Consider the following 23,926-nt stretch of genomic DNA (forward strand, 5'->3'; position numbering starts at 1 on the left):
CCCTGGCGCTGCCTCGACCACATGCGGCTTGGACGCGACATAATCCGCCGTTTCAGTAACGCGCATCCGGGGGGGTGCGATAGAGATCCATCAGATACTCCTCCTTCGCGGGCGGCATCTGAAAGTAATACCCCTTGTCACGGATGGACTCGATGACGTCTGCCGCCTTGGCCCGGGCCATTGTCCGCTCCGGTGTCAGAATCAGCGTCATTGTCGGCACCGGCTTGCCGAAACGCTCGAGGAGCGCGTCGGGCACATCGGCCAGGCCGCGGCGCTTGTCCACATAGAGGTACATTTCCTCCTTTCGTGGACTCCTGAATATCTCGCACAACAGCTTGTTGCCCCGCATGCGGTCATCGTTCATTCTGCATTCACCTCGGAAAGTGCCGTTGCCAGGCCGGTAGAGAGAAGATCACCGCGCCATCCGGTCGGCAAGGGGAGAGACTCGCCCTCCAGGTCGGCAGCCACCAGCGCTTCCAGATCACGCCGACGCAGCAGGACTTCCGGGGCCAGGCCCAAGCGCTCGGCCACCTCGTTGACGACTCTCTTGAGCGCCTTGAGACGACGCTTGAAGGCCGGCTCCATTGGCGACGACAACACCGGGGGCAGGCTCGATTCCTCTACCTGCTTCGCCTGTTTCACCATGGCCAGCAGGGTATCGCCATCCCGCTTGATCAGGCTCGGCTTGATCTCGTCGACTTCCGCCAACAGGAAGCGGTTTTCCGGCATACGCTCCGCAATACCGAAAAGCACCCTGTCGCTCACCAACCAGCCCCGCGGCAGGTTACGCCGGCGCGCCTCTCCCTCCCGCCATGTGGTGAGCAGTCGATAGGCCTCCGTCTGGCGTGGCGACAGGCGCCATAGCTGGCGATGGCGGCGATACCACTGCCCATCCGTTTCATTGCTGCGCAGCGCCTGGGCCACCAGCTCACCGCAGTCCTCTTCGAGCCACGCCATGCGACCCAGCCGCTCCAGGGCCTCCCGTTGACATTCCCAAACCTTCAGCAGGAAGACGACATCCAGTGCCGCATAGAGGCACTGGGAATCGCTCAGCGGGCGAACCAGCCAGTCTGAACGGGTCTCATCCTTGGGCAGGGTCTCACCTGTCCAGTACTGGACAAGGCGCTGATAGCCCATTGCCGCGTCCTCTCCCAGCAGGGATTGGGCGATCTGGGTATCCACCAGGGGTGCCACCGGGCCGTCGGCCCAGTGAGCCAGCACTTCCAGATCCTCGCTACTGGCATGCAGCAGCTTGAGAGGCCCCTCCCCAAGCAGCCGGCGGAAGGCGTCGGTGCACTCGACGGCCAGCGGGTCGACCAGCCACGCGGGACCGCCCGCCGAGAACTGGATCAGCGCCGGCACCGGGTGAAAGGTCTTCTCGCGGAAGAACTCGGTATCCAGAGCAATGACGGCGGCATCCGCCACCTCGGCGCAGGCGGCATCCAGTGCCTCCGGCGTATCGATCCAGCGAATATCGGGGGTCAGGGACATGCAGGCTTCCAGCTGAATGTGGAGATGGGGATAATCAGTCGCCGCGAAATGGCAAACGACCATTGAAGGCACGGCTGAGCGTGCCACCGTCGACATATTCCAGTTCGCCGCCCATGGGCACGCCATAGGCGAGGCGTGACAGCGTCACGCCGTGCATCGCCAGTTGGGCAGCGATATAGTGGGCCGTCGCCTCTCCCTCCACCGTGGGGTTGGTGGCCAGGATGATCTCCTCGACCCCTCCCTCGGCCACCCGCGCATCGAGCTGATCCAGGCCGATATCCTCCGGCCCGATGCCATCCAGAGGCGAGAGATGTCCATGGAGCACGAAGTAGCGACCCTGGAACCCTCCAGCCTCCTCGATGGCCAACTGGTCGGCGGGCGATTCCACCACGCAGAGCAGGGCGTCGTCGCGGCGACGACTGGTACAGATACCGCAGAGCTCCTCTTCGGTGAGCGTGCGGCAGCGCCGGCAGTAGCCGACTTGTTCCAACGCCACGCTCAATACCTCGGCGAGTCGCCGGCCGCCATCGCGGTCACGCTCGAGGAGGTGCATGGCCATGCGCTGGGCTGTCTTGGGGCCGACCCCGGGCAATACCCGCAGTGACTCCATCAACCTTTCGACCAGTGGCGAAAAACTCATTGGCAGCCCGCTTCAACAGTCTTAGAACGGCATCTTGAAACCCGGCGGCAAATTCAGCCCCGCCGTCGCTTCTTCCATCTTGGCCCGTGAGCTGACTTCCACCTTGCGTACGGCATCGTTCACCGCGGCGGCCAGCAGATCTTCGAGCAGTTCCTTGTCCTCTTCCATGACGCTGGGATCGATATCGACCTTGCTGACGTCATGGCGGCCGTTCATCGTCACCTTGACCATGCCGGCGCCAGCTTCACCGGTGACTTCGGCCTTGGCGACTTCCTCCTGGGCACGCTGCATCTTTTCCTGCATTTCCTGGGCCTGCTTCATCAAGTTGCCCATTCCGCCTTTCATCATGGTCTTTCCCTCTCGAGTGGCAAATGTCACAGTGCTGTCAGGCACGGGGCGCCGTGTCTGCCGGCTTGACGCTGGATTCGATCAGCCGCGCACCAAAGGTCTGCTGCAGCTGGCGTACATGGGGGTCCCGCTCCAGTGCCTCGACCGCCCGGGCATGATGCGCAGCGGCAATCCGGTCGGCGCGCTGCCGGGGCGTTTCCACCTCCTTCGGCAACGGCCCCGCCTCGATCACCAGCCGCCGGTCTACCCCGATGCTCTCCAGGGCCTCCTTGACGCGGCGAACGTGGATTTCCGCGTTCATGGCGTCCTGGGACGGGTCGAGGCGCAAGAGCAATCGACGGCCATCGTCAGCTTCGACCACACAATGCGCCGCCAGGTTGCGCGTCAATCCACCGAGGCCGAGAGAATCGAAACACGTCAGCCAGTCCACGTGCTCGAAGCGTCCTATTCGAGGGGCCGCCTCGGCGGGCTCGGAAGCGACCGCTTCCGGCACGGCTTCGGCCTGCGGGGCATGGTCCTCGACAGGTTCGGCCTCGACTTCCCGATGCCCGGGCATGGGCCTGGCCTCCTCCACCACGTCTTGGTCAATCGTCTGTGCGCTGGCAGCTCGTGTGCTGGCAACTTCCCGGGCTGGTTCGATAGCAGTACCGGACTCGATGACGCGGGGTGACTCGGTGTGGCCCGCGGTTTCCCACGTCTCCCCGGCATCCCGGCCCACCGGCTCGCCTGACGGTTCTTCGGCAGGGCCGGGTAACGTCGCTTCGGGCAGTTCCTCCCAGGGAGGCGGAGGCCCATCCTCAGCGCGGGGCTCGGGCCCGGCATGCCTGGATTCAGGCGCCGGGCTCGGCTCGACCCGACCTGCCGGAGGACGGTTTTCGTCCCTGCCGGCATCGCCACGCAACGGCAACGGCGTCCTGGCCGGCTGCGGCACCCCCTGGGGACGAAACGCCAGCATGCGCAACAGCGTCATTTCCAGGGCGGTACGCAGGTCGGGGGCGTGTTCCATGTCACCGCGCCCCTGAATGCCGATCTGGTAATAGAGCTGAATGTCCTCGGCGGTGAAACGCGCCGCGAGCGCCAGCAGGGCATCACGGTCGCCATGCCCGTTGTCGACCGCACCAGGCACCATCTGCGCCACCGCCAGGCGATGCAGCACACCGGTGATGTCATCCAGAACCGCCGCAAAGTCAGGCCCCTGCTCGGCCAGTTGCGAGACTTCCTGCAAGACCCGGGCGGCGTCCACGTCCGCCAGGGCTCTGACCAGCGCCAGCACATGGCGATGGTCGAGCGTGCCGAGCATGGCCGCCACGTCGGTGTGATTCACCCGCCCCTGACCAAAGGCGATGGCCTGGTCGGTCAGGCTCATGGCGTCACGCATGGACCCATCGGCAGCCTTGCCGAGCAACCACAGCGCGCTCTCCTCGAAGCCCACCCGCTCGGCCTCGAGGACTTTCGCCAGATGCTCGACGATGCGCTCCGGCGGCATGTTTTTCAAGGTGAACTGCAGGCAGCGGGACAGCACCGTGGGCGGCAGTTTCTGGGGATCGGTCGTTGCCAGCAGAAACTTCACATGCGGAGGCGGCTCTTCCAGGGTCTTGAGCAGCGCATTGAAGCTGCTGGTGGAGAGCATGTGCACCTCATCGATGAGGTATACCTTGTAGCGCCCCCGGGTCGGTGCGTACTGCACGTTGTCGAGCAGTTCCCGGGTGTCTTCCACCTTGGTGCGCGACGCCGCATCCACCTCGATCAGGTCGACGAAGCGCCCCTCGTCGATGGCACGGCAGCTATCGCACTCACCGCAGGGGGTAGAGGTCACCGCCTCGTCACCATGGCCATTGGCCGTACAGTTCAGGCACTTGGCGAGGATCCTTGCCAGGGTGGTCTTGCCGACCCCTCGCGTGCCGGTGAAGAGATAGGCATGGTGAAGACGCCCCTGATCCAGGGCATTGACCAGGGCACGCTGGACGTGCTCCTGGCCGACCAGTTCATGGAAAGTGCGCGGCCGCCACTTGCGGGCCAGAACCTGATAGCTCATGCAGCGCGGAATCCTTGCAGCTGGGCTGGCTGGCAGCCGATCAGAATGTGTCAGCACTGCCGAGCGAACAACCGGGCAGTGCCGACCACGAAAGCAAACGACCATTCTACCGACTGTGGGCATCGTCGCAAAGCGCCGCTACTGTCATCGCCTACCGCAACGGCGCCCCAGCGAGGCCAAGGTGCGCTGACGCTACCACCCGGCCGCCTTCGGCTGCCCGCATCGAGAGGATCACGCCTTGGCGAAGCAGCAGGCAGGCTGTGGTAGCATGTGTTGAGTATTTTCGACACCAGACAGCTGGAGCCACCATGCCAACCCCTCGCTGCGACTCCTACTATTCGGCCACCATCCATCAGGAGTCCGACTATCCCGGGCTGACGGGAGAGCATCGGGTCGATGTCGCCATCATCGGCGGAGGCTTCACTGGCGTGGCCACGGCCGTGGAGCTGACCGAACGGGGTTATCGGGTCGCCATCGTCGAGGCCAACAAGATCGGCTGGGGAGCCAGCGGCCGTAATGGCGGCCAGGTCACCGGCAGCCTGTCGGGTGAGGCAGCCATGCGCAAGCAGATGCGCCAACGGCTGGGTGAAGGCGCCGATGACTTCGTCTGGGACCTGCGGTGGCGTGGCCAGCGCCTCATCCGCCAGCGGGTCGAGCGGTATGGCATCGTCTGTGACCTCAAGCGGGGTCATCTACAGGCGGCCTGGAAACCTTCCCACATGAAGGCGCTGCACGCCGACTACGATGCCTGCCAGGCACGGGGAATGGAAAGCGATGTCGAACTGCTCGATGCGGGACGCGTCCGCGAGTATCTACCGACCGATTGCTACCACGGTGGCTTGCTCAACCGCTACAACCTGCACCTGCACCCGCTCAACCTGTGCCTCGGCGAGGCGCGTGCCGCCGCCGACGGGGGAGCGCTGATCTTCGAACACTCACCGGTAGAGCATATCGACCATGGACCGAACCCGGCGGTGATGACCGCCATGGGCGTGGTTCACGCCGACCGCGTGCTGCTGGCCGGTAATGCCTACCATCGCCTGGAACGCCGCCGGCTAGGGGGCAAGCTGTTTCCGGCCTCGCTGGGAATCGTTGCCACCGAACCGCTGGGGGAACTGGCCAATGCCATCAACCCCCATGACCTGGCCGTCTATGACTGCCGTTTCGTACTCGACTACTATCGCCTGACCGCCGACGGGCGCCTGCTCTTCGGAGGCGGCGCCAACTACTCCGGCAAGGACTCTTCGGATATCGCCGCGGAGCTGCGACCACGCCTGGAAGCCACCTTCCCCCGGCTCAAGGGGGTGAGGGTGGATTTCGCCTGGCAGGGCATGGCCGGCATCGTGGTCAACCGAATCCCGATGCTCGGTCAGCTCTCCGACAACGTCTACTACGCACAGGGCTACTCCGGCCACGGCATCGCGACCTCGCACATCGTCGGCGAGATCATGGCCAAGGCCATCGCCGGCCACATGGAGGAGTTCGATACCTTCGCCGCCTGCCGTCATATCAAGGTGCCGTTCGGCGAGAGGCTGGGCAACCCGCTGCTCGCCGCCGGCATGTGGTACTACCAACTGCTGGAAAAGCTGCGCTGAGGAGCGCCCAGACGCCTCAGGCGCCTTCGAAACCCGTACCCGGTGACATGGGATAATTGACACTGCAGCCAGCGCCACCGGCGTAGTCCGCCAGCAGCCCCCGGCCCCGCTCGCGAATGAAATCCAGCACCTTGGCGCGCTTCCAGTCGTCGCGATAGACCAGTCCGAAGCTGAACTCCATGGTGGGGGTAAAGGGGCGCATGACCACACCATCCCGATGCGACAGCTGATCGCGGGCGGTGATTGGATTCATCACCGTGAGTCCGACGTGGTTGGCCACCAGTGCGGCAATGGTACCGATATTGGCTTCGGTCTTGCCGGCGATCTGGATGTTGTGGCGCGTCGTCAGCTCCAGCAGCGGATTGGTGCTGATACTGGGCTGGTTACTGATCACCAGGTGCTGGTCGCGGAGGTCGGCCACGTCGATGACCTCGCGCTGGCTCAATGGGTGGCCCGCCGGCAGCAGGCAAAGCGCTCGGGTGGTCAGCCACGACTCCACCTGCAGCAGACGGGAAGCGACCGGCAAGGTCACGAAGCCGATATCGGCATGACTCGACTCCACGGCGAGCTGCACCTCATGGCTCGACATCATGTCCAGGCTGATACTGAACCGTCGATTCTCCTCCAGCAGTGCCGCGACGAGGCGCGGCACGAAGCCGAACGACAGGCCGGGAATGGCGGCGATCCTGAGCCGGGAGGTCCCGAACTCCTTGAGCGCCAGCACGCTGTGACGCAGCTCCTCGATATTGCCCATCAACCGCAGGATCTCGTCATAGAGTTCCCTGGCTTCCGGCGTCACGATCAGCCGGTTCTTTTCCCTCAGGAAAAGCTGCATGCCCAGGTTCCGCTCGAGCTGGGCCAGCGACCGACTCACCCCCGATTGCGTGATGCCCAGCGTTCGCGCCGCCTGCGACGCCGTTCCGACCTCGTACAGGGTCTTGAAAACCGCCAATGCCTTGAGCGAGTGAATGTTGACGTCAGCCATGATCAAAACTCATCGAATTCGATAAAAACATCATATATTGAAATATCTTGCCTCCGCTACCTAGACTGTTGACATACCTGACCAAACACAAAAAACGGAATCATGCGATGACCACCTCTCCGCTGTTCTACCAGGCCGGGCCCGCCCTGCCGGAAGTCAGCCATGCCGACGGGGTCTACCTGTGGGACGAGCACGGCAATGAATACCTGGATGGCTGCTCAGGCGCCATCGCCTGCAACCTGGGCCACGGTCGCACCGACATCCGCGATGCCATGGTGGCCCAGCTCGACCGGGTCGCCTTCACGTATCGCACCCAGTTCGAGAATGCCCCCGCCGTGGCCCTGGCCGAGGCCCTGGTCGAACTCACCGATGGGGCGCTGGAAAAGGTGTTCTTCGTCTCCAGCGGCTCCGAGGCGGTGGAATCCGCGCTCAAGCTTGCCCGCCAGTACTTCGTCGCTACCGGCCAGCCACAGCGCCGCCGCTTCGTCTCTCTTCGCCCTTCCTACCACGGCAGCACCCTCGGCGCGCTCGGGGTCACCGGCTACCAGCCGCTGGAAGCTCCCTTCGCCGATATCACCAGCGCCTCGCTCAAGGTGCCAGGCCCCGACTTCTATCGCCACACGGATGCCGACGACGCCAGCCACGTGGAACGCGTGCTGGCCGAAACCCGTGCCGCCATCGAGGCAGCCGACCCCGGCGCCATCATCGCCTTCGTGCTGGAACCCGTGGGCGGCGCCAGCACCGGCGCGCGGATGCTCGACCGCCGCTACCTCGAAGGCATCCGTGCCCTGTGCGACGAGTTCGGCTGCCTGCTGATCCTCGATGAAGTGCTCACCGGCATTGGCCGGACCGGCACCTGGTTCGCCTACCAGCACTACGGCGTCACGCCCGATCTGCTGACCACCGCCAAGGGGCTGGGCGCCGGCTATTACCCGGTGGGGGCGGTTCTCGCCCGTGAGCACATCGTGAATGCGGTGATGGAGTCGGGCGGTTTCCAGCACGGCCACACTTACGCAGGCAATCCGCTGGCCTGCGCCACCGGCCTGGCGGTGCTCGAGGCGATTCGCCGTGAGCGGTTACTGGCCAACGTGGCCGAACGTGGCAGGCGGCTCGAGGCCGGGCTCAAGGCACTGCAGGCCCGCTTCCCCTGGATGGGCGACGTGCGCGGCCTGGGCCTGCTTTGGGGGGTGGAACTGGTCGCCGACCCGCGGACCAGGACCCCCTTTCCCGCCGCGGAGAATCAGTTCGCCCGAATGACCGCGCTCGCCAAGGAGGAGGGGCTGTTGATCTACCCTCGTCGAACGCTCGATGGGCTTGCGGGCGACCACTTCCTGGTGACACCGCCGCTGACCATCGATGCGCAGGACCTGGAAATACTGCTCGCACGACTCGAGCGGGCGCTGACCCGCCTCGACGCCGAGGTCACGGCACCGGGCGCCACCCGAGAGCGGCTCGGCACCGCCTCCATGTCGCCCTGACGATATCCCAACAGCCCCTGGCCGAGCCAGAATGACAACAGGCTATTTCCCACATGACGCTTCTCAACAACAAGTTCCAGGCCGTCGAAGAGGCCGTTGCCCGTATTCCCGACGGGGCCTCGATCATGGTCGGCGGCTTCGGTTCACCGGGCACGCCCTTCGCCCTGATCGACGAGTTGCTGGCCCAGGGTCAGCGCGGCCTCACCCTGATCAAGAATGACGCCAACGAGCCGGGCATCGGCATCAGCCGACTGATCGAAGCCGGCCGCGTCAACCGCTTGATCACCTCCCATATCGGCCTCAATCGCCTCGCCATCGAGGCAATGAACCGGGAAGAGCTTTCGGTGGAGATGCATCCCCAGGGACTGCTGGCAGAGAAGATTCGCAGTGCGGGAGCAGGCCACTACGGCTTCCTGACCGATATCGGCCTGGGCACCGAGATCGCCGGCAAGCGCCGCGAGATCGAGTGCGAGGACCGGACCTGGGCCATCGAGCCCGCCCTGTACGCCGACTTCGCCCTGGTTCATGCCGAACAGGCCGACCGCTACGGCAACCTGATCTATCGCGGCACCGCCAGCAATTTCAATCCACTGATGGCCATGGCGGCGGAACACGTCATCGCCCAGGCCTATCGGGTCGCGGAGCCCGGTTCGCTGGCCCTGGAAAGCATCCACACCCCCTGCGCCTTCATCAGCCAGGTGGTCCAGATAACCGAAGCCACCAGCGAGCAGGGGAGGCGCCACCATGCCGTCTGATCAGGAACGTATCCTTGTTCGCGCCGCCGGTGAAGTGATCCCCGGCCAAATCGTCAATCTCGGCATCGGGCTGCCGACCCGCCTGTCCCACTACCTGTCGGAAGAGATGGGGGTCCTGGTGCATTCCGAGAACGGCGTGCTGGGTTGCCGCCCACGCACCACGGGCGAAGCCCCCGACTTCGACATGATCGACTCCGGCGGGGCCTATATCGCCACCCGCCCAGGTGCCAGCGTGTTCGACAGTGCCATGTCGTTCGCCATGATCCGCCGCAGCCGGGTGGACATCACGTTCATGGGCGCCTTCGAGGTGGACGAGCTCGGCAACCTGGCCAACTGGAAGATTCCCGGAAAGTTCTCACCGGGCATCGGCGGTGCCATGGAGCTGGCCCAGAAGGTGAAGAAGCTGGTCATCCTCTGCTCGCACAACGACAAGCACGGCAACCCGAAGATCCTGTCCCGCTGTCGCCTGCCACTGACGGCGCCCGCCTGTGTGTCTCGCATCATCACCGACAAGGCGGTGATGGACGTGACCCCGGAAGGCCTGGCTGTCGTGGATATCGCCGAGGGGCTTGGCGTGGTGGAGCTGCGTGCCGCCACCGAAGCGGAGCTGATCATCGACGAATCGCAGTTGGGGAGGTTCTGATGCTCAACACCACCGAACGACGCATCGTGGAGCGCTGCGACGCGCTGATGGAAGACACCCTGGCGCTGACCCGCGACCTGGTGAAGGGATACAGCGTGCTGGGCCAGGAGCACGGCGCACTGGACACCATGGAAGCCTGGCTCGAGCGGCTCGGCATGCCGGTAACGCGGGTGCCGCTGGATGCCCCCGGCTTCGAGGCGCATCCGCACCGGGCGCCGACGACCTGGAGCAACGCAGGACGCTACAACGTCCTCTCGCGCCTCAACCCGGACGCCGGCGGCCCACACCTGGTACTCAACGGCCACCTCGACGTGGTGCCGGCCGAGCCCACCGATATGTGGAGCCGGCCGCCCTGGGAGCCCTGGGAACAGGATGGCTGGCTCTATGGTCGCGGTGCCGGCGACATGAAGGCCGGCATCGCCGCCATGGTCATGGCCGTCAAGGCCGTGAAGGAGGCCGGCGTCGCCATCGATTTTCCGCTGACCGTACAGACCGTGATCGAGGAGGAGTGCACCGGCAATGGTGCCCTGGCCTGCCTGCATCAGGGCTTCAGTGGGGATTTCGTGCTGATCCCCGAGCCCTTCGGGGCCCGGATCTACAGCGGCCAGGTTGGCGTACTGTGGTTTCGCCTGCGCATCAATGGCGTGCCGGCTCATGTCCTGGACACCCGCGCCGGCAGCAACGCCATCGAAACCCTTCAGCAATACCTGCCCGCCTTCAAGACGCTGGAGGCAGAGATGAACGCCCTGCCCCGCCCCGAACCCTATGACTCGCTCGACCACCCCTTCAACCTGAGCATCGGCAAGATCGAGGGCGGCAACTGGGCTTCCAGCGTGCCGGCCCACGCCATTCTCGAGGGTCGGGTGGGATTCCCGCCCGGCATGACCCCCGGCTCGGTGATGGCACGCGTGCAGGCAGTGGTGGCGGATCGACATGCCGAGCTCGGCGGCGTGGACCCGTTGCCCGGCGTGGCCTTCCACGGCTTTCGCTCCGAAGGTCATCTCGTCGACCTGGAGGCACCAGGCGTGAAGCTGCTGAGCCGCTGCCATGAGGACCTGCTCGGCAGCCCGCCCGCCCACTATCTCTCGACCTGTACCACCGACCTGCGCGCCTTCCATGTCTCCGGGGCGATCAACGGCACCTGCTATGGACCGGTGGCAGAGCGCATCCACGGCGTCGACGAGCGGGTGAATATCGACTCCATCCGCCACGTGCTCACCACCTATGCCCTGTTCATCAGCCGCTGGGGCGCTGCCGGGAGGGCCTGCGCATGAAAGACGTCTACCTGGTCGACTACGCCCGCACTGCCTTCACCCGGGCCCACCCGCGCAGGCCGGAGGTGGATGGCTGGGCCGATACGCGCGGCGACGTGCTGCTCGGCAAGGTCATCGATGGCCTGCTCGAACGCGGTCATGTCGATGGCCAGGCGGTGGAGGATCTCAGCGTCGGCTGTGCCCTGCCGGTCAAGGAGCAATGGAGCTTCGGTGGCCGCTATCCCCTGTGGTTGTCGGAACGGCTGGGGCGCGACTGCGCATCGCGACAGATCGACCAGCAGTGTGGATCGGGGCTGGCAGCCCTGCGGAGTACCGCCCGGGAGATCCAGGCGGGCGCCGTGGAAGTCGGCATCGCCGGCGGCTACGAGAACATGAGTCGCGTCCCCATGGGGCCGGCCCTGTTCCAGGAAGGCGTACTGACCACCCCTGGCGTCTTGCAGGACGCCAGCCGGCTGGACCTTGAAGTGGCACTGAACATGGGGCTGACCGCCGAACGCCTGGCCGACCTTGCCGGTATCGATCGCGAGGCGATGGATCGTTTCGCCCTCGAATCCCACCGGCGTGCCACCCGGGCCGAGGACCAGGGCCGCTTCGATGGCGAGCGCCTGGCATTGACCAACCTGGCCGGAGAAACGATCGGGCAGGATGCCAATATCCGCGCCGACACCAGCCTTGAACGACTGGCGGGGCTCGACCCGGTCTTTCGACAGGACGGCCGCGTCACCGCCGGCAACAGTTCTCCGCTGACCTCCGGTGCCGCCGCGACACTGCTGATGTCCCAGGCGGCGCTGACCCGGCATGGTGTCACCCCGCTGGCTCGGGTGGTGGGCTTCGCCGACTGTGGCGTCGACCCCGGGCAGATGGGTGCGGGCGCGGCCGCCGCCATGGAAGGTGCCCTGGCACGCGCCGGCCTGAGGGCCGAGCAGATCGATGTGTGGGAGATCAACGAAGCGTTCGCCGCCGTGCCGCTACACGCGATGCGCAAGCTCGGAATCGACCCGGCCCGCCTCAACGTATGGGGCGGCGCCCTGGCGCTGGGTCATCCCCTCGGCGCCACCGGCATCCGCCTGGCCGGCACCCTGGCCCGCATTCTCCAGGCCCACGGGGGCCGTTACGGCGGTGCATCGGCCTGCATCGGAGGCGGCCAGGGTATCGCCATGATCATCGAACGCTGCTGACGCCTCTCTCGATCCGCTGCGCCGAGCCTCCCAACCGCTCGTATACCAACAACACCGGGACCCAAACCAATGACGTCGTTTCTGAATGACTTGATCTCCACGTTTCCCGCCTTTATCAGGGCGGCCTGGATGACCTTGCAGATAACGGGGATCTCGCTGGCACTGGCACTGGTGATCGGCCTGGTCTTCGCGCTGATGAAGGTCTCCGGCATCAAGGCCTTGAGTGTCATCTACAGCGGCTACGTGGGCATCATTCGCGGCACGCCCCTGATCGTGCAGATCATGTGGCTCTACTTCGGGATCACCCAGATCGTGGTGCTCTCGGCCTTCTGGGCCGGCACCATTGCGCTGGCGATCCACAGTGGCGCCTATATCGCCGAGATCTTTCGCGGCTGTATCCAGTCCGTCGACCGCGGCCAGATGGAAGCCGCCGAATCGCTGGGCATGAAGCGCGGCCTGGCCATGCGCCGGATCATCCTGCCCCAGGCCTTCAAGCGCGCCATTCCCCCCATGGGCAACCAGTTCATCATCGGGCTCAAGGACTCCTCCCTGGTGGCCTTCATCGGCATCACCGAGATCTTCAGCCTCTCCATGGACAACGCCGCCGTCACCTTCAAGCAGCTCGAGTTCTATACCATCGCCGGCCTCTACTACCTGGCCATGGTCGCGCTCTTCACTTACCTCCTCAGCCGTCTCGAGGACCGACTGGATACCGCCAAATGATCAGCGTCAGCAACCTGCACAAGTATTTCGGCAAGCTCCATGTGCTCAAGGGCGTGGATCTCGAGGTCAAGGCCCGGGAAGTCGTGGTGATGATCGGCGCCAGTGGTTCCGGCAAGAGCACCCTGCTGCGCTGCCTCAATTTCCTGGAGATGAAGGATGAAGGAACCATCACCTTCGACGGCCGGGAGATCGATCCGACGACCACACCGCTCAACACGGTGCGCGAAAACGTCGGCATGGTGTTCCAGCACTTCAATCTTTTCCCGCACATGACGGTGCTCGAGAACGTCATCGAGGCGCCGGTACACGTGAAGCGCACTCCCAAGGCCCAGGCCATAGAGCAGGCCAAGCGGCTGCTCGACAAGGTGGGGCTCGCCGACAAGGGCGACGTCTACCCCGAAAAGCTCTCCGGCGGCCAGAAACAGCGCGTGGCCATCGCCAGGGCACTGGCCATGGAACCCTCGGTGATGCTCTTCGACGAACCCACCTCCGCCCTGGACCCGGAGCTGGTCGGCGAGGTACTGGAAGTGATGAAGGGGCTCGCCGCCGACGGCATGACCATGGTGGTCGTCACCCATGAGATGGGGTTCGCCCGCGAGGTCGCCGACCGGGTGGTGTTCCTTGACGACGGCACCATCGCCGAACAGGGCGACCCCGAAACCTTCTTCAGCAACCCGCAACATCCCAAGGCGAAGCAGTTCCTCAGTCGCGTGCTGTGACCCCGAAAGCCTTCGTCGCTGAAGCCGAAGGCAATCGCGAAGACGAAGACCCACCCAACCAAGAGGCAAACACAATGAACAAGACGATACGCAGCCTACTCGCCGCTACCGGCACCCTTGCCGTGGTCACCACGGCAACGCTGATGCCCGTGGCCGCCGCCCAGGCCGAGCAGGAGACCTTCAGCTATGCCATGACCGGGCTCTACCCGCCGTTCAGCTATCGTGAAAACGGCGAACTGACCGGCTTCGACGTGGAGATCGGCCGTGCCCTTGCCGAAGAGATGGGCATGGAGGCCGAAGCGGTCGGCAACCCCTGGCAGACCTTGATCGCCGCCCTGCGCTCCGACCGCTTCGACGCCGTGATCGGCAGCATGGCGATCACCGAGGAGCGGCAGCAGCAGGTGGACTTCACCGACCCCTACTACAGCTCCGGCGCCCAGGTCTTCATCAGTGCCGACGATGAGGAGCTGACTTCCGTCGACGACCTGCGCGGCAAGACGATCGGCGTGCTGGTGGCCAGCAGCTTTGCCGATGCCGCCAAGGAGTACAGCGACGATCTCACCACCTATACCGATGACGTGACCGCCCTGCGCGACCTGACCGTTCGCGGCCGGGTGGATGCCGTGATCACCGACCAGCTCGTCGGCGAGAATGCCATCATGAAGGCCAATCTGGCGGTGAAGCCGCTGGGCGAGCCCATCTACGTGGACGACATCGGCATTGCGGTGAACAAGGGCAACGAGGAGATGCTCGAGCGTCTCAACCAGGCCCTGGCCGCGATCAAGGAAAACGGCCGCTACGCCGAGATCAGCGAACAGTATTTCGGGCGTGATATCTCGCAGTAAGGATCAGGGAGTACGCAAACGCAGCGGGGAGGCAATGGCCTCCCCGCTTTCGTCATGCGCTCCGCTTCCCGCGACCTCTTCTCCAGCCTCAGCGGCCTGCTTATGAACGTCGCGCCCACCCGTCGATGAAGCGCTGCATGATATCAAGCGTTTCCTTGCTCACATGGTGCTCCATGCCCTCGGCATCGATTCGCGCTGTGCGATCGCTGACACCCAAAGAACGAAGGAAATTCAACACGATGCCATGCCGAAGCCGAGACTCTTCGGCCATGGCCTTGCCGGCATCGGTCAGAAACAGCGAGCGATAGGGCTTGCTGATCACCAGGCCCTGGTTATTGAGGCGGCGAACCATCTTGGCCACGGTCGCCTGGCTGACTCCCATGCGCATGGCAATGTCGGTGGATCGCGCTTCGCCCTGGTGTGTCAGCAAATCTCCGATCAGCTCGACGTAATCCTCCACAAGCTCGGTTTCATGGGCATCTCGAACGGCTGCATATTGCTGGGAATGCTGCTCGCAGGGAGGCAACGCATCAGGTATGCCGGGGCGGGCGGCAGAAGAGTCTTCAGGAAAATCGGTCATCCGTCGAATATAGCCAACCCGCACCCTCACTACAACTGAATGCCAGCTCGCTGACGAAAAGAGTGGCTCGAAAAGTTAGCCTTGGCTAAACTACTTGCATACAGCTTATCCCTGTTCCATTGTTTATCAAACGTCACTCATCTCACTGGCAAACCCGTCACAGGAAAGGGTCTATGAAGAAACTCGAACAGATTCTTGCTATCAGCCTGTTGCCGCTGATCTGGCCGATAAGTGCCCAGGCGGAGGATGCGCTCTTGAAGGTGTCCGTCACCTTCTCGATTCTAGGCGATCTGGTCACGGCAGTAGCGGGTGAGGATGCCAGCGTCAGCGTACTGACCCCAGCTGGTGCGGAAGTGCACGAGTGGGAGCTGATACCCAGTAATTTCATGGCCCTCGAGAAGGCGGATGCCGTGTTCTATAACGGTTACAATCTCGAGCAGTGGGTCGGCCAGATCATGGCTACCGTGCGAGAAGGGGTACCCGTGGTGGCGCTGGCCAAGGCCTCCGGCTACCCGACACAGCCGATCGTGACCGGCGATTTTGCCGGCGACCCTGACCCACACCTGTGGATGGATCCCCGCGCGGCCGCAGCCTATGCCCATGCCATCGCCGATACACTCGGCGAAGCCGACCCCGACCCCGACGCCGCGGAGCGTTATCGCGCCCGCGCCGAGTCGCTAGCCGAATCGCTCCATGCGTTGCATGCCGAACTGGAGGACATTCTCTCCACCATACCCGACGACCAGCGCTTGCTGATCACCAGCGAGGCAGCCTTCTCCTACTTTGCCGATGCCTACGGGTTCGAGCACGACGGTATATGGGGCACGAATTCCGAGGAGGAGGGAGCGCCTCGACAGCTCATGCGTATCGTAGAACTGGTTCAAGAGAGGCAACCCGACGCCATCTTCTGGGAAAGCACCATCTCCGATCGTCATGTCAGCGGCGTTGCCCGTGATACCAACGTCGCCACGGCCGGTCCACTTTACGTGGACTCTCTGAGCGAAGCCGGCGGCGTGGCTCCGGACTATCCCAGCATGATGCGCCACAACGCCACACTGCTAAGCGACACCCTGGGGGGCCCCCGGTGATCAGGAGTGACTGTCCGGCAATAGAGGCCCGTGGTCTCTATGCCGCCTATCAGGACCAGCCGGTGCTGAGCGATGTATCGTTGTCATTGCCACAGGGCGAGTGGACCGCCATCATCGGCCCCAACGGCGCGGGCAAGTCCACGCTGTTCAATCTGTTGATCGGTAACCTCGTCCCGCTTCGAGGCGAACTCAGGGTGTTCAATGAGCCCGTTGCCCTCCATCGCCGAGCCGGACACATCGCTTATATGGCGCAGCGCGAGAACATGGAGTGGGATTTCCCCATTTCCGTTCGGGAAACGGTAATGACCGGTCGCTTCGGCCTCATGCGCGCCGACCCTCTATGGCGCCGGCTGCTCCCCCGGCGATGGTGGCACCCCAGCCATATGGCGGCCATCGATGCGGCTCTCGAAGCCGTCGACATGACCGCCTTCGCCAAGCGGCCGATAGGCGCACTCTCCGGCGGACAGAAGAAGCGTGTGCTCCTGGCGCGGGCCCTGGCCCAGCAGGCCAGGATTCTACTGCTGGACGAACCCCTGGCAGGCGTCGACTCGCCAAGCGAATCCCTGATTCTCGACGTGCTGGACCGTGAACGGCAGTCGGGACGCACCGTGGTCATGGTGACCCATGACCTGCCCAGCACACGTCGCTACGCCGACCAGGTCCTGTTGATCAACCGCGTCGTAGTGGGAGCCGGGTCCCCTGCCGACATGCTGGACAATGCCATGCTGGCGCGCCTGGCGCTGGGCTAGGCCCCTCATGCCTTGAAGGAGGTACACGATGTCGCTCGAAGGTTGGAGCCATGCTGTGGTCGATACATTGATCGCTCTGCTGATGATGGTCGTCAGCTGGTTGCCGGAAACCCTGGCAGCTCCCTTTGACTATCACTTCATGCAGCGAGCCCTGCTGACATCCGTGCTGGTGGGCGCTATCTGCGGCATGCTGTCATGCTATGTCGTGCTCAAGCGCTGGTCGTTGCTTGGCGATGCCATTTCCCACGCGGTATTGCCCGGCGTAGCCGTCGCCTACCTCCTGGGCTGGCCCTTCTTCATAGGCGCATTCATTACAGGCGCACTGACCTCGCTGGGCATAGGCGCCATCGAACGTCATACACGAATCAAGTCGGATGCGGCCATGGGGCTGATGTTCACAGGCGCCTTCGCCCTGGGGATCGTCATCATCAGCAAAATCGCCACCAATACCCATCTGATGCACATCCTGTTCGGCAATGTCCTGGGCGTTCAGCAAACGGCCCTGCTACTGACGCTGACGGCCGGCCTGGTCGCGCTGCTGAGCATATGGCTGGCGTATCGCCCGCTGCTTCTCTACACCTTCGATCCTCAACAGGCCCAGGCCCTGGGATTCCACACCGGCGCGATTCACTACGGACTGATCCTGCTGCTGACACTGACCATCGTTGCCAGCCTCGAGACCGTGGGCATCATTCTGGTGGTGGCGATGCTGATAACACCGGGCGCCACGGCGCATCTGCTCACCGACCGTTTCCCGGTCATGATGGCAATTTCGGTAACCGTAGGGGTGGTGTCAGCGATAGTGGGGCTGTGGCTTTCAGTAACCCTGGACGTGGCCTCCGGGGGCACCATCGTACTGGTCGCCACCAGTTTCTTCTTCCTTGCCTTGCTGGCAGCGCCGCGTCATGGGCTGGTGATACGTCAACTGAAGCGATGGATGGCCGGTCAGGCGCAGTCGGCGGCGCCTTCCCCGAACATATCGAAAAGCAGCTCGCGCCCCATGGCGGTGAGCACGAAACGCCCGGAATCATTATAGGTAGCGGCTTCGCTGCGCTCCAGGACCCGCTGGCAGGTTGACCAGTCGCTCGATCCACTGCTGAGTTCACGAATGGCGCGGCTGTCGAGGCCACGGTGCGAAACCGTCACGGATTCCAGGACGTGTCCGTGATGAAAAAGCAGCACGGCCATGTTCGAGATGCACTGGCGAAGGCTTCGCTGCAGGCCAGTCGCGGGGGATGTGTCGATCGTCATGTTCTGCATCTTCCTCTCGCAAGAGTTTGCTGCAATGCATTATACCACCAAGGTCTACCTATACCAAGGTCTTATACGGAACGATGACGCCGTGCGCCGCACAGTTAGTACTACAGCCGTAACTTTCATGATGATCGAGCTTCATCATCCGTATGTACTGATGGCGACAATGGCATTGCCAGGCGCGATACTGATGCCGTCGCCGCCAATTCGACCAGTGCAGCACGTGCGACAGGGCCTGTTTCCCCTGCTCGAACCCGTGATGCATCATTCGTCGGAGTTCAAGTAAGGGCCAGGCGATACGCGTCGTGGCGTTTTTTCCTGGGGTGGGCCTGTCGGATGGCAACCAGCAAGGCGTGTGCCAGCAGGGCCAGGGCGATGTGGCGATGCCAATTGCCCCAACGGCGGACTTTATCGTCATCCAGCCCACATTCACCCTTGGCTATCTGGAAACCTTGCTCGATTTTCCAACGCTGACCGGCAACCCACGCCAAGCTATGAATCGACGCCTGTTCCCGCTGGGCAAAGACCGCATAGCAGACCAACTCGTTCGGCCGTGAGCTGCTGCGTCGGATCAGCTCCGGCTTGCTGGCAAACGTCACCTCATCGAGGGCCGGCACGCCGGCAACGATTGCGATCCTCGGTCTAGAACTTGGGCAAGTATAAGACGCGATCCAGGAAGGCCATGCTCGGCAGGACTGGCATAGAAGAAGAAAGATCCCAATCTGGCTGTTTTCGATACACCCGGCCGTGCCACTGTACTGGTGCTGTACGCCGGTGGAGTGCTGGCCTTTCTTGATGAAACCGGTCTCATCCAGTACCAGCACGCTATCAGGATTAGCCAGTGTATAGATGACCCATTGGCGAAGAATATCCCGCGCCACACCGGCATTCCAGCGTGCCCGATTCATCAGGTACTGAACCCCGTCAGGGGAGCGTTACACGCTTATGGATGGAAACTAACTACCCCGCCAGGCGCAGCCAAAGCGGCAAAGTAATCATGGCCAATATAGTTTGTTTTGTGATCAATACTGCCATCATTTCCGCATCTCCTCCCAACTGACGCGCGAGAATGTAGGAAGTAGTAGCAGTGGGAAGGGCAGAGAAAAGTAGCGCTACGTCGCGGCTCACCGGGTCAAGCTCCAACACCACAGCCAGCACCAGTACCAGAGCAGGCATTAGCACCAGCTTTACGATGTTGGTGGCCCAGACAGCGCAATCGATTCGTAGCAGTGCCATAGGTCGCAGCGCCACTCCCACCGCTACCAAGCCCAACGGCAATGCCGCACGACCTAACAGTTCGACCATCGCCTCACTCCATCCAGGAAGCCCGATGCCGCTAACACTGAGGGCAATCCCCAGAAGGCTGGCGATGATCAAAGGATTGCGAAGCAATGCCAACAGGCTCCTACTGAAGCTAGCACCACCCAAGGTGCCAGATGCGATAAAACATGCTACGCACATAACGTTGACCGTCGGCACCATGATTGCCACGGCGACCGCTGCCACTGTTACCCCGGGAGCACCGTGCAAGGCCGCAGCGCCTGCCACACCAACATAAGTGTTCATGCGCAATGCTCCCTGGAACACAGAGGTGAAAGCATCCGCCCCCATGCGTAGCCAACCCTGAAGGGTCCAGAGTAGCGCACCAAATACTCCCATAACCCCCAACAGCACAATCGCCAAACGGCCCACAGGTACCTGGCTGACGTCAGCGGTGGCCAGCGTAGCCACCAGCATGGCGGGGAATAACAAGAAGTAAATCAGGCGTTCCATCTCTGGCCAAAAATCAGCTATTGGTTGCCATAGCCGGCCGAGAAGTGCTCCCAGCAAGATCAGCAGGAACAAAGGCCCTAGTGCATCCACCACTCCCGTCATTTCGTTCTCCTGGATCTGGTCAAGCACGGCAATATCTTCTGATTCAAAGGGGCTCTGAGCGACTGAAGCGTTCAAATCGTTCCAAGTCATCGTCTCAGCTGTCATTATCTGACCACCGGCACAGGCTTGTTTTACCTGACAGCCGGGTTATCCGGCTGCCAGGTAGTATTCAATACACGCTTACTCCTCAGCATAATCTTCGCAGAGACCAGATTTCCTAAGGTAAATAACATGAACACATTCTCCTAGTTCTTGGCCAACCCCTTGTAGATATCTTCCCGGTAGCCAATCGCTTGTTGATGATATGAAGCGGGTCTCTACCTAGGAGTGCGTAGAGTATGTCGAACAAAACATTAGTTGCCTTTCTTGGTGAAGGGTGCAGCCGTAACGATGATAGTATCGACAATGGTACCTTCGCGCATAAACAGGCTCCTTTTGGCCAGACTGGCGTTGATCTCTTCGAATATCCACAGAATCAGTGCCTGGCACCAGAGCATCTATCTGCTCTAGGAATCGCTCTCGTAGATGGTCTTGTTCTTGTTCTGATGCCCGACTAGGGAAAACGATATCTGTTTCATAAGGGGACTCGAATCGGGAAGTAATGTGATGACACCAATTTGAATCCCGCCGGTAGCACTCAGACTTCCTCGGCGGAATTTATGCAGCGTTCCTTTGAGCCGTCCCGTAACAGGCTATCAGCAAAAAGAAAAAACTTAATTGCCAACAGCAGCGGAAAAGCTTCAGAGGCACCAGAGCTAGAGTTATGGTTTCGACTCAGCACGACCACATTTCATGGGCTATCAGTTATTGATGCCACACTTTGCCGAGCAAAAAAATCATCTACGTAGCCAGTCGTGACACCACCCTGTTTAAATTTAAAATCACGCAGTATATTGCTCAAGAAAGCCGAGTTATTATGCAAACCTTCCACAACCACCTCTTCCAACGCCCGGGAAAGATTAGCGATGGCTTCCTCGCGGTCCGCTCCATGGGCTATTATTTTGGCCATCAGCGGATCGTAGTACGGCGTGACTTGATCGCCGCTACGTACTCCGGTATCTATCCGTAAGAATTCGCCCAGCATTGGCCAAACCAGTGTTTTAATATTTCCAGGAGCGGGGAGGAAGTTTTTTTCTGGGCGCTCAGCATAAAGTCGACATTCGATTGCGTGCCCCGCCATGTGGATTAAACCCTGAGCAATGACTGGAAGTTCTCCAAGGGCTTGACGTAGTTGCCATTCCACTAAGTCCACACCAGTGACCATCTCAGTGGCTGGATGCTCTACTTGTATTCGAGTATTCATTTCCAGAAAATAAGCGGACTGTCGGTGACGATCATAGATGAATTCCACTGTCCCTGCTCCGCTATATTGCTGATGACGGACCAGCGCAAGCGCAGCTTGGTACAGTTTGTTGCGGACCTTTTCGGGTATATTGGGGGCTGGGGCCTCTTCAATGATTTTCTGAAAGCGACGCTGTACCGAGCAATCCCGGTCATACAGGTGAAGCCCTTCGCCGTTGCCAAAACCGAACACCTGCACCTCTACGTGCCTAGCCTCAGCCACGTAGCGCTCCAAATAAATACTAGAGTCACCGAATGCCTTGGACGACATGGATTGCGTTGCCTCAACGACTGCCTCGATATCATCGGGAGCATCAACACGGCGCATGCCGATGCCGCCGCCGCCAGCGGCAGCCTTGACCAACAGAGGGTAGCCTACTTGTTCGGCGGCTTCATGAAGGCCATCCATATCTCCTTGCCGGAAGCGCCGACTGCCTGGCAATACTGGCACTCCGGCGGAAATAGCGATTTCCCGGGCGCGCTCCTTATCACCCATAGCATCAATGGCATTCGGGGCGGGCCCTACCCAGAGCAACCCCTCATCCCTAACTCGCCGGGCAAAGTTGCCGCTCTCGGAGAGAAAGCCGTACCCTGGGTGTATCACGGTGGCGCCAGTCTCGCGAGCTGCAGCGAAAATGGCTTCAGCATCTAGGTAACTCTTCGCAGCCTGAGCTGGGCCGATCGCCACCGCCTGATCGGCCATTTCCACATGGCGGGCATCTTTATCAGCATCAGAATAAACGGCTACTGTCGATAAACTGAGTCGCTGGCAAGTGTCGATAATACGACAGGCAATTTCGCCGCGATTTGCAATTAGAATTTTATGGTTCATAACGTCCATCAATATACTCCAGAATCGATAGTGTTTAGGTAATCACCTTATTGAGGGCGGTGAGAAAAAGCACACCTATCAATGCAAAGAACAAGTTGAGTAGCGTATTGCTGCTCAGGATAAGACTGCTGCGCTCCACTCGATACATGCCAGACGCCACGATCACGATAAGCGTTGCGGGGCCAATCATTGAACTGCAAGCCCAGCCCAGTAACACCGCTCCGCAGAGCACAATATCTGTCAGCCAAGTTTCCGCACTGCCAAAGACAGCCAGCATGATTGAAGCCGCCACAATGGGGTGCCCGCCGATAACTACAGTGATTAGCATCCCGGCAACGATGATCATAACCAACAGCAGCACTGCAGTTTCGGGCCCGAAGAGACCTTGAACCAAGAGCTCAACGGTAGTGCTCCCGCGCATCACCGTACCCAGCGCAAAGGCCCAGGCTACAATGGATATTTCGGTGCCCAGTCTATCCAGGCGCTCGCGAGTATGCCGAAGAGCTTGCTGACGCACGTCCGGTGCCTGGGCAACTAGTATTCCAGCCACGAGAGGTAATAGTGTGAGGCTCGCCGCCTCCAGCGTGGAAAGGGCTGAAAAGGTACGGACCAACACAACCACCACCGCAACGGTGACTACCCAAGGGATGATCGCTCGTAGCGCATAGATGCTGCGCCCTACGAGGACAAATTTGTTAGGCATACGCAAAAAGGTTAATGCCATGATAATGCCAATGCTGCCAAGGATGAAACCAACTAAGATCGGCTGCCACAACGGCACATGGGGCATGAATTCCGATACCACTGCCATCGCCACAAAAACCGGCGACCAGAGCATCGATAATGAGATGCCGAACATCGTCACCGAGGCTGCGGTCCGCCGACGCGCAGCGTCAGCATCCTGTGGCAGGACCGGCGAGAGTACTGCCAAGGCGCCCACAGTGAGCGCACTGCCAAGCATGTGCGCGCCGACCAGCATCATCCCGGCCTGGCAATTTGGACCAATACGTTCGAGGCGCTCCCTGTAGTCAATTAGACGACGATCCCCAGCCATGGCATTACGTAGCAAGAAAACGGTAGGGATGAAAGCGGCAAACACTAGCGAGGCCTGGACTCCTTTTACGGCCAGGTGCCAAGCTTCGTCGGCTACCACCAGTCCTACGATGCCCAGCAGTAGGACGGAGGTGAGCACACGATTCCCGGCTCCAGCGATCATGAAGGCGAGAAGAAGATAGAGGACGAATAGCCACCCTGAGGCATTGTTAAGCCAAAGCTGATCAATCAGCATGCGCAGCAGCTCAAGGGGCCAAAGCAGCAGTAACACGAGCCCCATCATTCGAGCCAGCGATGGTCTTGCGGACCTCTGAGTGGCAACGGTCTCAAGCTTGGCTGACATGATCATCTTCCTAACATTCACTTATCCCGATTGCCTGCCTGGGGCAAGGTGAAGATAGGTGACGCGATGAGGCACCAATCACCCCGGTGCCTTGTGGCTGGC

Annotated in this window: 23 protein-coding genes and 2 pseudogenes; 13 read left to right on the forward strand and 12 right to left on the reverse strand. The window is 61.8% G+C overall.

Annotated features, from left to right (window positions below; genetic code table 11):
• Positions 1–52: 52 nt before the first annotated feature.
• From C1H69_RS21700 to dnaX, 5 genes are read right to left on the reverse strand one after another with little or no spacing between them, the layout of a single operon-like run.
• Positions 53–364 carry a YcgL domain-containing protein gene (locus C1H69_RS21700; RefSeq protein WP_102655472.1) on the reverse strand — a complete coding sequence of 104 codons (312 nt, stop codon included), beginning with the start codon at positions 362–364 and terminating at the stop codon, positions 53–55.
• Complete coding sequence (gene rnd, locus C1H69_RS21705) at positions 361–1,491, reverse strand: ribonuclease D (protein ID WP_102655473.1); 1,131 nt, start codon at positions 1,489–1,491, stop codon at positions 361–363. Before rnd ends, C1H69_RS21700 begins: the two co-directional genes overlap by 4 nt.
• A gap of 34 nt (positions 1,492–1,525) precedes the next feature.
• Complete coding sequence (gene recR, locus C1H69_RS21710) at positions 1,526–2,131, reverse strand: recombination mediator RecR (protein ID WP_102655474.1); 606 nt, start codon at positions 2,129–2,131, stop codon at positions 1,526–1,528.
• Between the two features lie 21 nt (positions 2,132–2,152).
• The gene (locus tag C1H69_RS21715) at positions 2,153–2,479 is read right to left on the reverse strand and encodes a YbaB/EbfC family nucleoid-associated protein (RefSeq protein ID WP_102655475.1); all 327 of its coding nucleotides are present in this window, start codon (positions 2,477–2,479) and stop codon (positions 2,153–2,155) included.
• Between the two features lie 37 nt (positions 2,480–2,516).
• Positions 2,517–4,514, reverse strand: a complete 1,998-nt coding sequence (dnaX, locus tag C1H69_RS21720; protein WP_102655476.1) for a DNA polymerase III subunit gamma/tau — start codon at positions 4,512–4,514, stop codon at positions 2,517–2,519.
• A gap of 308 nt (positions 4,515–4,822) precedes the next feature.
• Between dnaX and C1H69_RS21725 the strand changes: the two genes are divergently transcribed.
• Positions 4,823–6,109: an NAD(P)/FAD-dependent oxidoreductase gene (locus tag C1H69_RS21725; protein ID WP_102655477.1), complete on the forward strand. Its 1,287-nt coding sequence runs from the start codon at positions 4,823–4,825 to the stop codon at positions 6,107–6,109.
• Between the two features lie 16 nt (positions 6,110–6,125).
• Here the strand turns inward: C1H69_RS21725 and C1H69_RS21730 are convergent, their stop codons facing one another.
• The gene (locus C1H69_RS21730) at positions 6,126–7,094 is read right to left on the reverse strand and encodes a LysR family transcriptional regulator (protein WP_102655478.1); all 969 of its coding nucleotides are present in this window, start codon (positions 7,092–7,094) and stop codon (positions 6,126–6,128) included.
• A 107-nt stretch (positions 7,095–7,201) separates the two neighbouring features.
• Between C1H69_RS21730 and C1H69_RS21735 the strand changes: the two genes are divergently transcribed.
• The 8 genes from C1H69_RS21735 to C1H69_RS21770 all read left to right on the forward strand — a co-directional run bounded on the left by C1H69_RS21735 (position 7,202) and on the right by C1H69_RS21770 (position 14,709).
• Complete coding sequence (locus tag C1H69_RS21735) at positions 7,202–8,572, forward strand: aminotransferase family protein (protein WP_102655479.1); 1,371 nt, start codon at positions 7,202–7,204, stop codon at positions 8,570–8,572.
• 53 nt (positions 8,573–8,625) lie between these two features.
• The gene (locus C1H69_RS21740) at positions 8,626–9,327 is read left to right on the forward strand and encodes a CoA transferase subunit A (RefSeq protein WP_102655480.1); all 702 of its coding nucleotides are present in this window, start codon (positions 8,626–8,628) and stop codon (positions 9,325–9,327) included.
• The gene (locus tag C1H69_RS21745) at positions 9,317–9,970 is read left to right on the forward strand and encodes a 3-oxoacid CoA-transferase subunit B (RefSeq protein WP_102655481.1); all 654 of its coding nucleotides are present in this window, start codon (positions 9,317–9,319) and stop codon (positions 9,968–9,970) included. Before C1H69_RS21740 ends, C1H69_RS21745 begins: the two co-directional genes overlap by 11 nt.
• A complete protein-coding gene (locus tag C1H69_RS21750; protein WP_102655482.1) occupies positions 9,970–11,244 on the forward strand; it encodes an ArgE/DapE family deacylase in 1,275 nt (424 codons plus the stop codon). The genes C1H69_RS21745 and C1H69_RS21750 overlap by 1 nt, the downstream gene beginning before the upstream one ends.
• Complete coding sequence (locus C1H69_RS21755) at positions 11,241–12,422, forward strand: acetyl-CoA C-acyltransferase (protein WP_102655483.1); 1,182 nt, start codon at positions 11,241–11,243, stop codon at positions 12,420–12,422. Before C1H69_RS21750 ends, C1H69_RS21755 begins: the two co-directional genes overlap by 4 nt.
• A 69-nt stretch (positions 12,423–12,491) precedes the next feature.
• Complete coding sequence (locus C1H69_RS21760) at positions 12,492–13,145, forward strand: amino acid ABC transporter permease (RefSeq protein WP_102655484.1); 654 nt, start codon at positions 12,492–12,494, stop codon at positions 13,143–13,145.
• Complete coding sequence (locus C1H69_RS21765) at positions 13,142–13,864, forward strand: amino acid ABC transporter ATP-binding protein (protein ID WP_102655485.1); 723 nt, start codon at positions 13,142–13,144, stop codon at positions 13,862–13,864. The genes C1H69_RS21760 and C1H69_RS21765 overlap by 4 nt, the downstream gene beginning before the upstream one ends.
• A 74-nt stretch (positions 13,865–13,938) precedes the next feature.
• Positions 13,939–14,709 (forward strand): transporter substrate-binding domain-containing protein, encoded by a 771-nt coding sequence (locus C1H69_RS21770; protein ID WP_102655502.1) that lies wholly within the window; start codon positions 13,939–13,941, stop codon positions 14,707–14,709.
• A gap of 100 nt (positions 14,710–14,809) precedes the next feature.
• Here C1H69_RS21770 and mntR read toward each other — a convergent pair whose 3' ends face one another.
• On the reverse strand, positions 14,810–15,289 hold the full coding sequence (mntR, locus tag C1H69_RS21775) for a manganese-binding transcriptional regulator MntR (RefSeq protein WP_102655486.1): 480 nt from the start codon (positions 15,287–15,289) through the stop codon (positions 14,810–14,812).
• A 173-nt stretch (positions 15,290–15,462) separates the two neighbouring features.
• Between mntR and C1H69_RS21780 the strand changes: the two genes are divergently transcribed.
• The 4 genes from C1H69_RS21780 (at position 15,463) to C1H69_RS23695 (ending at position 18,666) form a co-directional block, all read left to right on the forward strand.
• Positions 15,463–16,377, forward strand: coding sequence for a metal ABC transporter solute-binding protein, Zn/Mn family (locus C1H69_RS21780; RefSeq protein WP_102655487.1), 915 nt, complete (start codon positions 15,463–15,465; stop codon positions 16,375–16,377).
• The gene (locus C1H69_RS21785) at positions 16,374–17,126 is read left to right on the forward strand and encodes a metal ABC transporter ATP-binding protein (protein ID WP_102655488.1); all 753 of its coding nucleotides are present in this window, start codon (positions 16,374–16,376) and stop codon (positions 17,124–17,126) included. Before C1H69_RS21780 ends, C1H69_RS21785 begins: the two co-directional genes overlap by 4 nt.
• A gap of 28 nt (positions 17,127–17,154) precedes the next feature.
• Positions 17,155–18,162, forward strand: coding sequence for a metal ABC transporter permease (locus tag C1H69_RS21790; protein ID WP_102655489.1), 1,008 nt, complete (start codon positions 17,155–17,157; stop codon positions 18,160–18,162).
• Positions 18,163–18,312: 150 nt separating this feature from the next.
• On the forward strand, positions 18,313–18,666 hold the full coding sequence (locus C1H69_RS23695; protein ID WP_165789558.1) for a hypothetical protein: 354 nt from the start codon (positions 18,313–18,315) through the stop codon (positions 18,664–18,666).
• Here the strand turns inward: C1H69_RS23695 and C1H69_RS21805 are convergent.
• The 5 genes and pseudogenes from C1H69_RS21805 to C1H69_RS21825 form a co-directional block, all read right to left on the reverse strand.
• Positions 18,659–19,294: pseudogene (locus tag C1H69_RS21805) on the reverse strand (transposase); the annotation flags it as partial. The gene C1H69_RS23695 and the pseudogene C1H69_RS21805 overlap by 8 nt on opposite strands.
• Before the next feature lie 46 nt (positions 19,295–19,340).
• Positions 19,341–20,255: an AEC family transporter gene (locus C1H69_RS21810; RefSeq protein WP_102655503.1), complete on the reverse strand. Its 915-nt coding sequence runs from the start codon at positions 20,253–20,255 to the stop codon at positions 19,341–19,343.
• Between the two features lie 365 nt (positions 20,256–20,620).
• Positions 20,621–20,737: pseudogene (locus C1H69_RS23960) on the reverse strand (IS5/IS1182 family transposase); the annotation flags it as partial.
• 308 nt (positions 20,738–21,045) lie between these two features.
• A complete protein-coding gene (locus C1H69_RS21820) occupies positions 21,046–22,437 on the reverse strand; it encodes an acetyl-CoA carboxylase biotin carboxylase subunit (RefSeq protein ID WP_240610043.1) in 1,392 nt (463 codons plus the stop codon).
• A 25-nt stretch (positions 22,438–22,462) separates the two neighbouring features.
• Positions 22,463–23,824 (reverse strand): hypothetical protein, encoded by a 1,362-nt coding sequence (locus tag C1H69_RS21825; protein WP_102655493.1) that lies wholly within the window; start codon positions 23,822–23,824, stop codon positions 22,463–22,465.
• Between the last annotated feature and the right edge of the window lie 102 nt (positions 23,825–23,926).

It is taken from the genome of Billgrantia endophytica, from assembly GCF_002879615.1.
Lineage (GTDB): Bacteria > Pseudomonadota > Gammaproteobacteria > Pseudomonadales > Halomonadaceae > Halomonas > Halomonas endophytica.

Bases quoted from the DNA above. Each gene is read 5' to 3' on its own strand.
- C1H69_RS21700 (WP_102655472.1), bottom strand. From the start codon at position 364: ATGAACGATGACCGCATGCGGGGCAACAAGCTGTTGTGCGAGATATTC.
- rnd (WP_102655473.1), bottom strand. From the start codon at position 1,491: ATGTCCCTGACCCCCGATATTCGCTGGATCGATACGCCGGAGGCACTG.
- recR (WP_102655474.1), bottom strand. From the start codon at position 2,131: ATGAGTTTTTCGCCACTGGTCGAAAGGTTGATGGAGTCACTGCGGGTA.
- C1H69_RS21715 (WP_102655475.1), bottom strand. From the start codon at position 2,479: ATGATGAAAGGCGGAATGGGCAACTTGATGAAGCAGGCCCAGGAAATG.
- dnaX (WP_102655476.1), bottom strand. From the start codon at position 4,514: ATGAGCTATCAGGTTCTGGCCCGCAAGTGGCGGCCGCGCACTTTCCAT.
- C1H69_RS21725 (WP_102655477.1), top strand. From the start codon at position 4,823: ATGCCAACCCCTCGCTGCGACTCCTACTATTCGGCCACCATCCATCAG.
- C1H69_RS21730 (WP_102655478.1), bottom strand. From the start codon at position 7,094: ATGGCTGACGTCAACATTCACTCGCTCAAGGCATTGGCGGTTTTCAAG.
- C1H69_RS21735 (WP_102655479.1), top strand. From the start codon at position 7,202: ATGACCACCTCTCCGCTGTTCTACCAGGCCGGGCCCGCCCTGCCGGAA.
- C1H69_RS21740 (WP_102655480.1), top strand. From the start codon at position 8,626: ATGACGCTTCTCAACAACAAGTTCCAGGCCGTCGAAGAGGCCGTTGCC.
- C1H69_RS21745 (WP_102655481.1), top strand. From the start codon at position 9,317: ATGCCGTCTGATCAGGAACGTATCCTTGTTCGCGCCGCCGGTGAAGTG.
- C1H69_RS21750 (WP_102655482.1), top strand. From the start codon at position 9,970: ATGCTCAACACCACCGAACGACGCATCGTGGAGCGCTGCGACGCGCTG.
- C1H69_RS21755 (WP_102655483.1), top strand. From the start codon at position 11,241: ATGAAAGACGTCTACCTGGTCGACTACGCCCGCACTGCCTTCACCCGG.
- C1H69_RS21760 (WP_102655484.1), top strand. From the start codon at position 12,492: ATGACGTCGTTTCTGAATGACTTGATCTCCACGTTTCCCGCCTTTATC.
- C1H69_RS21765 (WP_102655485.1), top strand. From the start codon at position 13,142: ATGATCAGCGTCAGCAACCTGCACAAGTATTTCGGCAAGCTCCATGTG.
- C1H69_RS21770 (WP_102655502.1), top strand. From the start codon at position 13,939: ATGAACAAGACGATACGCAGCCTACTCGCCGCTACCGGCACCCTTGCC.
- mntR (WP_102655486.1), bottom strand. From the start codon at position 15,289: ATGACCGATTTTCCTGAAGACTCTTCTGCCGCCCGCCCCGGCATACCT.
- C1H69_RS21780 (WP_102655487.1), top strand. From the start codon at position 15,463: ATGAAGAAACTCGAACAGATTCTTGCTATCAGCCTGTTGCCGCTGATC.
- C1H69_RS21790 (WP_102655489.1), top strand. From the start codon at position 17,155: ATGTCGCTCGAAGGTTGGAGCCATGCTGTGGTCGATACATTGATCGCT.
- C1H69_RS23695 (WP_165789558.1), top strand. From the start codon at position 18,313: ATGTTCGAGATGCACTGGCGAAGGCTTCGCTGCAGGCCAGTCGCGGGG.
- C1H69_RS21810 (WP_102655503.1), bottom strand. From the start codon at position 20,255: ATGACGGGAGTGGTGGATGCACTAGGGCCTTTGTTCCTGCTGATCTTG.
- C1H69_RS21820 (WP_240610043.1), bottom strand. From the start codon at position 22,437: ATGGACGTTATGAACCATAAAATTCTAATTGCAAATCGCGGCGAAATT.
- C1H69_RS21825 (WP_102655493.1), bottom strand. From the start codon at position 23,824: ATGTCAGCCAAGCTTGAGACCGTTGCCACTCAGAGGTCCGCAAGACCA.